This is a genomic window from Modestobacter sp. SYSU DS0904, assembly GCF_054051115.1.
On the sequence record NZ_JBJHAQ010000020.1, the window covers coordinates 65,262 to 76,226 of the forward strand.

The following is a 10,965-nucleotide window of genomic DNA, read 5'->3' on the forward strand; positions in this document are numbered from 1 at the left end:
GGCCGTCCGGTGCGTACATTGGCGCCGTGCCCGGACGACGGTCGGTGGTGGACTACGCACTCCAGTGCCGTGCGGTCCTGGCCGCGGTCGCCGCCGGGCGGACCGGGCTGTTCGAGGTCTGCGACGCGAGCCCCTACCTGTCCCGGGCGGCGAAGTACCACGGGGAGCAGACCGAGGAGCCCTGCCCGATCTGCCGCCGCGCGCAGCTGACCCGGGTGAGCTACGTCTACGGCGACGGGTTGGGGCCGGTCTCCGGGCAGGCGAAGACCGGGCCGGAGCTGACCCGGATGGACGCCGCCCAGGACGAGTTCTCGGTGTACACCGTGGAGGTCTGCCGCGGGTGCGGCTGGAACCACCTGGTGACCTCGTTCGTCCTCGGTGCCGAGCCGGTCCCCGGCCGGGCACCCCGGCGCACCCGGCGCCGGGCCGCGACCGAGTAGCCACTCCCGCCCGCCCTGCCCGTCGGGCCCCACCTGTGGTGCGTGCCACCACCCGTGCACAGCTGAAGACGTCATCCTTGGCGTGCCGGCGTACCCGCCGCCGCCCACACACTCGAGGAAGGGGCCTGCGCGTGCCTCCCCACGACGAGACCGCCCGCGTCTCATCGGGCCCGGTCCGCCGTCCGCCGGCCGCCCGTGGCACCACCGGCAGCGGCGGCAGCCGCGCGACGCCCGCCCGCGGCGGGACCGGCGCATCGCGCGGTGGTGGTACCGGTGCGTCCCGGTCCGGTGCGCCGGGCCGCCCCGCCGGCAAGCGCCCGGCCGCCGGTGGCGGCGGGGGCCGCCCGCCGGGCAGCCGGCCGCCGACGGCCAAGGGTGGGGGTCGCGGCGGCGGGGGCGGCAAGAAGAAGCGCGCCACCAAGCAGCGCCGACGCCGCTGGCTCAAGATCGTCGCCGGCGCCTTCCTGAGCATGCTCGTGCTGCTCGGGGTGTTCGTCGGCGTCGTCTACGCCACCACCGAGGTGCCCTCGCCCGAGTCGGTGCAGAACGCGCAGACGACGGTCGTCTACTACTCCGACGGCGTCACCGAGATGGCGCGGCTGGCGGAGGCGGGCGGCAACCGGACCAACGTCGGGCTGGAGCAGATCTCCGAGCCGGCCCAGAACGCGATCCTCGCCGCGGAGAACCGCGACTTCTACACCGACCCCGGCATCTCCTTCACCGGGATCATGCGGGCGGCGTGGAACAACCTCACCGGCGGCTCCACCCAGGGTGGCTCGACGATCACCCAGCAGTACGTGAAGAACGCCTTCCTGACCTCCGAGCAGACCTTCAGCCGGAAGTTCAAGGAGCTCTTCCTCGCCGTCAAGCTGGACAACGAGTACTCCAAGGAAGAGATCCTGGAGAACTACCTCAACACCATCTACTTCGGCCGCGGCGCCTACGGCATCGAGGCCGCGGCGAACACCTTCTTCGGGGTGCCGGCCGCCGAGCTCACCGCCGAGCAGGGCGCGGTGCTCGCCGTCCAGGTGCGCAGCCCGAGCTCCTACGACCCGGAGGTGAACCCCGAGGGCGCGCAGGACCGCTGGGGCCGGGTGCTCGACGGCATGGTCGAGGAGGGCTGGCTCGACCCCGCGGCCCGCGCGGCCGCGGTGTACCCCGAGGTGCGGCCCAACACCGGCTCGAACTTCGGTTACCCGGAGGGTCCGGAGGGCCTGGTGGCCCAGGCGGCCGTGCGCGAGGTGGAGCAGATGGGCTACCCGAACGTCTGGGGCTCCGGGCTGCGCATCATCACCACCCTGGACAAGGGCAAGCAGGACGCCGCCGTCGCCGCGGTGAACGAGGTGATGGCCGGTGAGCCGCCGGCGCTGGAGGAGGCGCTGGTCGCCGTCGACCCGCGGACCGGCGGGATCGTCGCCTACTACGGCAACGCCCGCAGCACCCCGGGTGAGGACGGGGCGCCGATCATCGACTACGCCCAGGCGCAGCGGCCGCCGGGCTCGTCGATGAAGCCCTACGTGCTGGCCACCGCGCTGGAGGACGGGATCAGCGTCGACGCCCGCCGCAGCGGGCGCTCGCCGCAGGAGTTCGAGGACCGGCCCGGGCTGCCGGTGCGCAACTCCAGCAACGCCCAGTGCGCCTCCTGCACGCTCAAGGAGGCGATGACCAAGTCGCTGAACACCACCTACTACGGGCTCGCGCTCGAGGTGGGCCCCGAGGAGGTGCGCCAGACCGCGCTGGCGGCGACCGGCCTGCCGGAGGTGTGGTCGGGTGGCTCGCTCAACGGTCAGCCGGTGCTCACCGACGACAACGGCAACACCGGTGGTTCGATCGGCATCGGCCAGTACGAGATGCGCCCGATCGACCAGGCCGTCGGCTTCGCCACCTTCGCGGCCGGCGGGGTGCGCCACGACCCGCACTTCGTCGCCGAGGTGCGCGACAGCGCCGGTGGGGTGCTCCGGACCAACGGGGCGCTCGCTCCGCAGCAGGTCATCCCGCCGAACGTGGCCAGCGACGTCACCTTCGCGCTGGAGGACGTCGCCTCCTCCTCCCGGCTGGGGCTGGCCGGCAACCGCCCGGTGGCGAGCAAGACCGGCACCCAGGGGCTCAACGACGACGACAACTCCGACGCCTGGATGGTCGGCTACACCCCGTCGCTGGCCACCGCGGTGTGGATCGGCACCGGCTCGGCGCAGCCGATCGAGAACGCCTCGGGCCGGATCATCTACGGCTCGGGCCTGCCCGGGGAGATCTGGCAGGAGTTCATGAACGCCGCGCTCGCCGGCACCCCGGTGGAGCCGCTGCCCAGCCGGGCGCTGATCAAGGGCGACACCGGGGAGAGCGTGCCCGTGCCGGTGGTCACCCCGTCGGAGACGTCGCGGGCCCCGGTCGACGACGACGACGAGGAGGCGCCGACGACGTCGGCGCCGAGCACCAGCCAGGTGCCGACGCCCTCGTCCACCCCGCCGCCGGCGACCTCCAGCGCCCCGGCCCCGGCCCCGGCTCCCACGTGCGGTGTCAACGGCCTGCCGCCCTGCGCCCCGGAGCAGGCCCCCGTCGCACCGGGTCAGCAGACCGGGGTCGTCGGCCAGCCGGCCGTGCCCACACCGCCGCAGCGCTGACCGGGGCGGCAGACTGACCGCGTGAGCACCTCCCCCACGGGCCCGTCCGTGCCGGCCGACCAGCCGGCGGGCGGGCCCGTGGTGTCAGGTCCGGTGGTCTCAGGGCCGGTGGTGTTCGAGAAGCCGGACCGGGTGGTGCCCAGCTGGACCGACCCGGTGGCGATCCAGGCCAGCGAGGCGGTCGGCGGTCCCTGGGGCCGGCACGCGGTCACCGGCCGGGCGCGGTTCTGGACACCGCTGCGGGTCTGCCTGCTGTACACCGTCGCGGTGCTGGCGCTGGCCTGGGCCAAGCAGGCGCCGTGCGCCGCGGGCAACTGGAGCGGGTCCAGGCAGTACACGCACCTCTGCTACTCCGACGCCGTCGCGCTGTTCGGCAGCCGCGGGCTGGCCGAGGGACAGGTGCCCTACCTGGAATCCGCCGTCGAGTACCCCGTGCTGACCGGCGCGATGATGCAGTTGGCCGCCGTCATCGGCCGGGGGTGGGACGCGCTGGCCACCGGCTCCGGGCTGCTGCCCGACCCGGTCCCGGTCCTCACCTTCACCGTCGTCACCGCCCTGCTGCTGTCGGTGCTGGCGCTGCTGGTGACCCGGGGGGTGCTGGCACTCAGCGGCCGCCGGCCCTGGGACGCGGCGATGGTGGCGCTCTCCCCCGTGCTGCTCTTCCACGCCTTCACCAACTGGGACCTGCTCGCCGTGGCGCTCACCACCCTGGGCATGTGGGCGTGGGCCCGGCACCGCCCGGTGCTGGCGGGGGTGCTGCTGGGGCTGGCGGTCGCGGCGAAGTTCTACCCGCTGATCGTGCTGGGGGTGCTGTTCGCGCTGTGCGTGCGGGCCGGCCGGCTGCGCGCCTGGCTGGCCACCGTCGTCGCCGCCGGTGCCGCCTGGCTGGTGGTGAACGTGCCGGTGGCGCTGGCGGCGCCGGAGAACTGGGCGCGCTTCTTCACCCTCAGCGACACCCGCCCGGCCAACCCGGAGTCGATCTGGGCGCTGCTCATCGACTGGTCCGGGGACCGGTTCCTCGACGGCCCGCTGGCCGAGGGGCAGGCGCCGGAGCAGCTGAACACCGTGGTCGCCGTGGTGCTGCTGCTGGCCGCCGCCGGGGTCTGCTGGCTGGCGCTGGCCGCTCCGCTGCGGCCCCGGGTGCCGCAGCTGGCGTTCCTGCTGGTGGCGGCCTTCCTGCTGCTGAACAAGGTCTACAGCCCGCAGTTCGCCCTGTGGCTGCTGCCGCTGGCGGTGCTGGCCCGGCCGCGGTGGCGCTCGCTGCTGGCCTGGCAGGTCACCGAGGTGCTGGTGTGGGCGATGACGATGCTCTACTACCTCGGCGCCGACGAGCGCGGCGTGGGCGTCGAGTGGTTCTACACCGCCGTCGTGCTGCGGGACGTCGCGATCGTCGCGCTGATGGTGCTCGTCGTCCGGGAGGTGTGGCAGCCGGACCGGGACCTGGTGCGGCGCAGCTGGCCGGGGGTCGACGACCCCGCCGGCGGGGTGCTGAACGGCGCCGTCGACCGGGTGGTGCTGCGCCGTCGGCGATCCTCCGGATCGCACCGCGCCCAGGTGCCGTCCCCCCGTTGGGCTGAGCCGTTGCGTCGTCCGCTCGCGGGACCCTCCGGGCCCCACTCCTCACGACAGGGCTGAGCGCAGCCGGCTGATCTCCGCCGCGTGCGAGGCGGTGTCCCCGGGCGTCTCCAGCACGACGGGGCAGCCGGCCTCCCGGGCGACGTGCAGCAGCAGCTCGACCGGGATCTCCCCGCCGTCCAGCGGGGCGTGCCGGTCGCGGCCGGAGCCGGCGGGGTCGCGGCTGTTGTTCAGGTGCACGAGGTCGATGCGCCCGGTGACCGCCCGGACGTCGTCGACGACGCGGGCCAGGTCCCACCCGGCCGCCCAGGCGTGGCAGGTGTCGAGCACGAAGCCGGCTCCGAACTCGCCGACCGCCTCCCAGAGCCGGCCCACCGCGGCCAGCTCGCGGGCCATCGCGTTGTCCCCGCCGGCGGTGTTCTCGATGAGCACCGGGACGCCGAACCCGCCGTCGTCGGCCTGCCGGGCGAAGGTCTTGCGCCAGTTGTCGAACCCGGCCGCGGGGTCGTCCTTCGCCAGCACGTGCCCGCCGTGCACGACCATGCCCCGGGCACCGACGGCGGCCGACGCCTGGGCGTGCTGGCCGAGCAGCTTGCGGCTGGGGATCCGGATCCGGTTGTTCGTCGAGGCGACGTTGAGCACGTAGGGGGCGTGCACGAACACGGCGACGTCGGAGCCGAGCAGCGCCTCGGCGTCCGGGCGCGGCTTCGGTGCCTTCCAGCCCTGGGGATCGGCGAGGAACACCTGGACGGCGTCGGCATCGAGCTCGGCGGCGCGGGCCAGCGGGCCGCCGTCGGCCAGCTCGTTCTCCTCGGTCAGGCCCGGTCCGACGTGCACGCCGATCAGCTGTTCAGCCACGCGCAGGAGAGTAGGCGCACCTGCCGCGCGGACACGGTGGGTGGAGTGCACTGGTAGCCTGGCCGGTGCGCGTCCTCTCCTGCTCTCTGCAGGTCCGGGCGCGCGACGCATGTACGACCCTCCTGCTGCAGACACCCTGCGGCCGCTGAGACCAGAGGAGGTGGGGTTCTCCGTGCGTAACTACGAACTGATGATCATCCTCGACCCTGAGCTCGAGGAGCGGACCATCGCTCCCAGCCTGGATCGTTTCCTGACCGTCGTCACCAACTCCGGTGGCACCGTCAAGACCGAGATCTGGGGCCGCCGTCGGCTGGCCTACGAGATCGACAAGAAGGTCGAGGGCATCTACGCCATCGTCGACATCCAGGCCGAGCCGGCCGCCGTCGCCGAGCTGGACCGTCAGCTGAACCTCAACGAGTCCATCCTGCGCACCAAGCTGATGCGCCCCGAGGCTCACTGACCATGGCCGGCGAGACCGTCATCACCGTCATCGGGAACCTGACGGCCGACCCGGAGCTGCGGTTCACCCCGTCCGGCGCCGCCGTCGCCAACTTCACCGTCGCCTCGACGCCCCGCACCTTCGACCGTCAGACGCAGGAGTGGAAGGACGGCGAAGCGCTGTTCCTCCGCTGCAACGTCTGGCGTCAGGCTGCGGAGAACGTCGCCGAGTCGCTCACCCGTGGTTCGCGGGTCATCGTCTCGGGCCGGCTGAAGCAGCGGTCCTTCGACACGAAGGAAGGCGAGAAGCGCACCGTCATCGAGCTCGAGGTCGACGAGATCGGCCCCTCCCTGCGGTACGCCACCGCCAAGGTCACCCGCGCTGCGCGCAGCGATGGTGGCGGCGGCGGGTTCAGCGGCGGCAACAGCGGTGGCGGCGGTGGCGGCGGCTTCTCCGGTGGCGGGGCGAGCGACCCCTGGTCCACCCCGCCGGCGTCCTCCGACGAACCGCCCTTCTGACGAAGGACCCCTCGCCCCCCACGCCTCGCTCTGCTCGGCGCGGGCCCCTGCGAGGGGCCATCCCGATCTCATCCACGAACTAGCCCTGGAGAACTCCGGTGCCCAAGCCCCCTGTGCGCAAGCCCAAGAAGAAGGTCTGCCAGTTCTGCAAGGACAAGGCGACCTACGTCGACTACAAGGACACGACCCTGCTGCGGAAGTTCATCTCCGACCGCGGCAAGATCCGTGCCCGCCGCGTCAGCGGCAACTGCAGCCAGCACCAGCGTGACGTCGCCGTGGCCGTGAAGAACAGCCGCGAGATGGCCCTGCTGCCCTACACCTCCACGGCGCGCTGATCATGAGCACCATGAAGCTGATCCTGACGCAGGAGGTCACCGGTCTCGGTTCCTCCGGCGACACCGTCGAGGTCAAGGGCGGCTACGGCCGCAACTACCTCCTGCCCCGCGGGCTGGCCATCGTGGCCACCCGGGGTGCCGAGAAGCAGGTCAACAGCCTGCGCCGGGCGCGTGCCGCCCGCGACGTCGCGTCGCTGGAAGACGCGCAGTCGATCGCCGCGCGGCTGGGCGGCCTGACCGTCACGCTGCCGGCCCGGGCCGGCGAGGGTGGCCGGCTCTTCGGCCGGATCACCACCGCCGACGTCGCCGCCGCGGTCACCGCCGCCGGTGGCCCGGAGCTCGACCGTCGCCGGATCGAGATCCCCAGCAGCATCAAGACGACCGGCGCCCACACCGTCACGGTGCGGGTGCACCCCGAGGTCTCCGCATCGGTGAACCTCGAGGTCGTCGCCGGCTGACACAGCCGGCACCAGCACCGCCCACGAGGGGCGTCGGACTCCGGTCCGGCGCCCCTCGTGGCGTTCCCGGGGCCGATCCCGGCAGCGTGTCCACCCGTCGTCCACAAGATCGCCGGCCCGGCGTGGCGTCGTTCCGGCGGCGACCGGCGCACCGGGTCGACTTGTCCACAGATTGTGGACACAGCGGTGCACAACGGTCCCGGCGGTGGGGGACGCAGCGCGCTCGTCCCCGGTCGTGAGAGCGCTTCCCCGCGCCCGGACGCGCCGCCGGCGACTCCGCCGCCGCCGCGGCCGTGTTCCCGACCGGATCGGGCCGCGTTCACCCGCCGGCCACGCCGCCGGATCCCCGGATCGCCGGGCCGCCCGCCGCGGCGTGGCCGCGTCGATCCCCGCGATACGGGTGTGACCAGCGGGAACGCCGGCGACACGCCGACGGCGCGCCGCGCCGGGAAGTAGCGGACTTTCTCCCGTCCACAGCCTGGGTGCGGCTGCTCCGCAGGTGACGAGGGGGTTGCCGCGACGCGACCGGTCGCCGTCCCCCCTGCCGTCCACACGGTGACCGCCGTCGTCCACCGACTTGTCCACAAGTTGTGCAGATCGACGTGCACAGCGGTGTTGGACGCGGGGGCGTCAGCTTCCTAACGTCCTCCCCAGCTGCCGCCGGGCACCGAACCTGTCGGTGCCCGGCGGTAGCAACGACCCGACGGTCGGCGCCCGCCCGGCAGCGGCCGGCCGTCGTGCGGTCAGCACCAGTGCACAGCAGCAGCCGGCCCCGACGTGGGCCGGCGGACAGGGAGATCCAGCGTGGCGGTCGTCGACGACATCAGCCGGCCCAGGCCGACGGCTCCGGAGTACGACCGTCAGCCCCCTCAGGACGTCGCGGCCGAGCAGTCGGTGCTCGGCGGCATGCTGATGAGCAAGGACGCGATCGCCGATGTGGTGGAGGTCCTGGCCGGTCCCGACTTCTACCGCCCGGCGCACCAGATCGTCTTCGACGTCATCCTCGACCTCTACGGGCGCGGTGAGCCGGCCGACGCGATCACCGTGGCCGCGGAGCTGAACCGCACCGACCAGCTGTCCAAGATGGGCGGCGCGGTCTACCTGCACACGCTCATCGCCTCCACGCCCACCGCGGCGAACGCCGGCTACTACGCCGCGATCGTCGCCGAGCAGGCCGTGCTGCGGCGGCTGGTCGAGGCCGGCACCCGGGTCGTGCAGCTGGGCTACGGCGCCGCCGGCGGCAAGGGCGACGTCGACGACATCGTCGACCGCGCCCAGCAGGAGATCTACGACGTCACCGAGAAGCGGATGAGCGAGGACTACTCGCGCCTCTCCGACGTCCTGCAGCCGACCATGGACGAGCTCGACGCGATCGCCTCCCGGGGCGGCACGGCGCGTGGTGTCCCCACCGGGATCCGTGACCTCGACGAGCTCACCAACGGCCTGCAGTCGGGCCAGATGGTCGTCATCGCCGCCCGCCCCGGCGTCGGGAAGAGCACGCTGGGGCTGGACATCGCCCGGTCGGCGACGGTGAAGCACCACATGCCCGCGGCGATCTTCTCGCTCGAGATGAGCAAGCACGAGATCACCATGCGTCTGCTGTCGGCCGAGGCGAAGGTGCCGCTGCACCACATGCGGGCCGGCACGCTGTCGGACGAGGACTGGTCGAAGCTGGCCCGCCGGATGGGCGAGATCGCCGACGCCCCGCTCTACATCGACGACTCACCGAACATGACGATGATGGAGATCCGGGCCAAGGCGCGGCGGCTCAAGCAGCGCAACGACCTCAAGCTGATCGTCATCGACTACCTGCAGCTGATGACGTCGGGCAAGAAGGTCGAGAGCCGCCAGCAGGAGGTCTCGGAGTTCTCCCGTGCGCTCAAGCTGCTGGCCAAGGAGCTCGAGCTGCCGGTGATCGCGATGAGCCAGCTGAACCGTGGGTCGGAGCAGCGTCAGGACAAGAAGCCGATGCTCTCCGACCTCCGCGAGTCCGGCTCGATCGAGCAGGACGCCGACATGGTGATGATGATCCACCGCGAGGACATGTACGAGAAGGAGTCCCCGCGGGCCGGCGAGGCCGACATCATGCTGGTCAAGCACCGCAACGGCCCCACCGCGAACGTCACCGTCGCCTTCCAGGGCCACTACAGCCGCTTCGTCGACATGGCGAACTGAGCCACGTGCGCACACTGGTCGAGCCGACCACGCGGCTGCATGCCCCGTGGCTGGCGGCGCATCGCGAGTGGGGCACCGGGGTGCACGAGGACGGGGCCGGCCTACGACCCGAGGACGACGTCGAGACGCCGCAGGGGTTCGCCGCGTGGGTGGACCGGCTGCGGAGTGAGTCCGACCCTGCGGTGCCGACCGCCGAGGGGCGTGTGCCCTGCACCTGCTGGTGGATCGTCGACGGTGACACGGTCGTGGGCGCCATCGCCCTGCGCCACCGGCTGAACGACTTCCTGCTCCGGGCGGGCGGGCACATCGGCTACGGCATCCGCCCCTCCGCTCGTCGCCGCGGGCTGGCGACCTGGGCGTTGGGTGAGGTCCTGCCGACGGCCAGGGCGCTGGGCCTGGACCGCGTCCTGGTCACCTGCGCCGATGACAACGTGGGGTCCGCGCGGGTCATCGAGCGGGCCGGCGGACTGCTCGAGGACGTCCGCGACACCGAGCTGGGGCCGACCCGCCGCTACTGGATCACGCTCTGACCGACCGGATCACCGTCGGGACGTGCTGAGGGCGGTCTCCGGCAGGCCCGTCACCGTCCGTGTTCTGACACCACCGGGACGCGTCGGCGGATCCCCCGATCAGGTGGACCTTCCGGCCGGCTCTCAGGGTGCGCGGTGAACCAGCCGATGAAGACCAGACGTCGTCATCTGTCCGCACCCGGAGGTCCCGTGTTCGCCCTGTTCACCACCCTGCTCGCCAAGGCGGTCCCCGCGGGGCTCGCCGCCAAGGTCGCCGTCGCGGCCGCCGCCGTCACCGTCGTGGGCGGCGGGACGGCGGTCACCGCACAGGCCCTGGAGTCGCCCGCCGCGGTGGAGGAGAGCGCGCCGGTCACCGAGGCCCCGGCCACCACCGAGGGCGAGCCGACCAGCGACGCCGAGCCGACCACCGACCCCGCGGAGGAGCCCGCACCGGCCGAGCCGGTCGAGGAGACCCCCACCGAGCCCGTCGAGGAGCCCGTGACCACGGACCCGGTCGAGGCGCCGGAGGTCACCGAGCCGGTCGAGGAGCCGGTCGTCGAGCCGGTGGACCCCGACACCGAGCCCGCGCCGGCCCCGGCCGCCCCGAAGAACCACGGCCAGGCGGTGTCCGAGGTCGCGCACCAGAGCTTCGAGTCCGGCCGCGAGCACGGCCGCGCGGTCTCCGAGGCGGCTCGCCAGAACGGCGGCGGCAAGAAGGACCGGGAGCCGGCCCCCGCGCCGGCCCCGGCTCCCGAGCCGGCCCCTGCCCCCGCGCCGACCGAGGGCACCGGTGAGGTCGCTCCGCAGCAGGCGCTCGTGGAGCAGACCGGTGGCAACGGCAACGGCAACGGCAACGGCAAGGGGAACGGCCGCCAGGGCTGACCCGCCGCGGGGGGGGGGGGGGGGGGGGGGGGGGGGGGGGGGGGGGGGGGGGGGGGGGGGGGGGGGGGGGGGGGGGGCGCGGCCGGGGGGGGGGGGGGGGGGGGGGGGGGGGGGGGGGGGGGGGGGGGGGGGGGGGGGGGGGGGGGGGGGGGGGG

The 10,965-nt window shown here is 73.5% G+C and carries 11 protein-coding genes; 10 read left to right on the plus strand and 1 reads right to left on the minus strand.

Features of this window, described 5'->3' with window-relative positions; all coding sequences use genetic code 11:
- Nucleotides 1-26 precede the first annotated feature (26 nt).
- The 3 genes from ACI79U_RS13900 (at nucleotide 27) to ACI79U_RS13910 (ending at nucleotide 4,696) form a co-directional block, all read left to right on the plus strand.
- Nucleotides 27-440 (plus strand): DUF5318 family protein, encoded by a 414-nt coding sequence (locus ACI79U_RS13900; RefSeq protein ID WP_457068921.1) that lies wholly within the window; start codon nucleotides 27-29, stop codon nucleotides 438-440.
- A 131-nt stretch (nucleotides 441-571) separates the two neighbouring features.
- A complete protein-coding gene (locus tag ACI79U_RS13905) occupies nucleotides 572-3,061 on the plus strand; it encodes a transglycosylase domain-containing protein (protein WP_457068923.1) in 2,490 nt (829 codons plus the stop codon).
- 21 nt (nucleotides 3,062-3,082) lie between these two features.
- Nucleotides 3,083-4,696: a glycosyltransferase family 87 protein gene (locus tag ACI79U_RS13910; RefSeq protein WP_457068925.1), complete on the plus strand. Its 1,614-nt coding sequence runs from the start codon at nucleotides 3,083-3,085 to the stop codon at nucleotides 4,694-4,696.
- Here ACI79U_RS13910 and ACI79U_RS13915 read toward each other — a convergent pair.
- Nucleotides 4,682-5,494 (minus strand): deoxyribonuclease IV, encoded by an 813-nt coding sequence (locus ACI79U_RS13915; protein WP_457068927.1) that lies wholly within the window; start codon nucleotides 5,492-5,494, stop codon nucleotides 4,682-4,684. The two genes, ACI79U_RS13910 and ACI79U_RS13915, sit on opposite strands and share 15 nt — an antisense overlap.
- A gap of 172 nt (nucleotides 5,495-5,666) precedes the next feature.
- Here ACI79U_RS13915 and rpsF point away from each other — a divergent pair, with 172 nt between their 5' ends.
- The 7 genes from rpsF to ACI79U_RS13950 all read left to right on the plus strand — a co-directional run bounded on the left by rpsF (nucleotide 5,667) and on the right by ACI79U_RS13950 (nucleotide 10,810).
- Nucleotides 5,667-5,954 (plus strand): 30S ribosomal protein S6, encoded by a 288-nt coding sequence (rpsF, locus tag ACI79U_RS13920; protein WP_457068929.1) that lies wholly within the window; start codon nucleotides 5,667-5,669, stop codon nucleotides 5,952-5,954.
- A 2-nt stretch (nucleotides 5,955-5,956) separates the two neighbouring features.
- A complete protein-coding gene (locus ACI79U_RS13925; RefSeq protein ID WP_457068930.1) occupies nucleotides 5,957-6,451 on the plus strand; it encodes a single-stranded DNA-binding protein in 495 nt (164 codons plus the stop codon).
- Between the two features lie 98 nt (nucleotides 6,452-6,549).
- On the plus strand, nucleotides 6,550-6,786 hold the full coding sequence (rpsR, locus tag ACI79U_RS13930) for a 30S ribosomal protein S18 (protein WP_166526904.1): 237 nt from the start codon (nucleotides 6,550-6,552) through the stop codon (nucleotides 6,784-6,786).
- Nucleotides 6,787-6,797: 11 nt separating this feature from the next.
- The gene (gene rplI / locus ACI79U_RS13935) at nucleotides 6,798-7,244 is read left to right on the plus strand and encodes a 50S ribosomal protein L9 (RefSeq protein WP_457068932.1); all 447 of its coding nucleotides are present in this window, start codon (nucleotides 6,798-6,800) and stop codon (nucleotides 7,242-7,244) included.
- Nucleotides 7,245-8,048: 804 nt separating this feature from the next.
- Complete coding sequence (gene dnaB / locus ACI79U_RS13940; protein ID WP_457068934.1) at nucleotides 8,049-9,419, plus strand: replicative DNA helicase; 1,371 nt, start codon at nucleotides 8,049-8,051, stop codon at nucleotides 9,417-9,419.
- Between the two features lie 5 nt (nucleotides 9,420-9,424).
- Nucleotides 9,425-9,949, plus strand: coding sequence for a GNAT family N-acetyltransferase (locus ACI79U_RS13945; RefSeq protein ID WP_457068936.1), 525 nt, complete (start codon nucleotides 9,425-9,427; stop codon nucleotides 9,947-9,949).
- A 189-nt stretch (nucleotides 9,950-10,138) separates the two neighbouring features.
- Nucleotides 10,139-10,810 carry a hypothetical protein gene (locus tag ACI79U_RS13950; RefSeq protein ID WP_457068938.1) on the plus strand — a complete coding sequence of 224 codons (672 nt, stop codon included), beginning with the start codon at nucleotides 10,139-10,141 and terminating at the stop codon, nucleotides 10,808-10,810.
- Nucleotides 10,811-10,965: the final 155 nt, after the last annotated feature.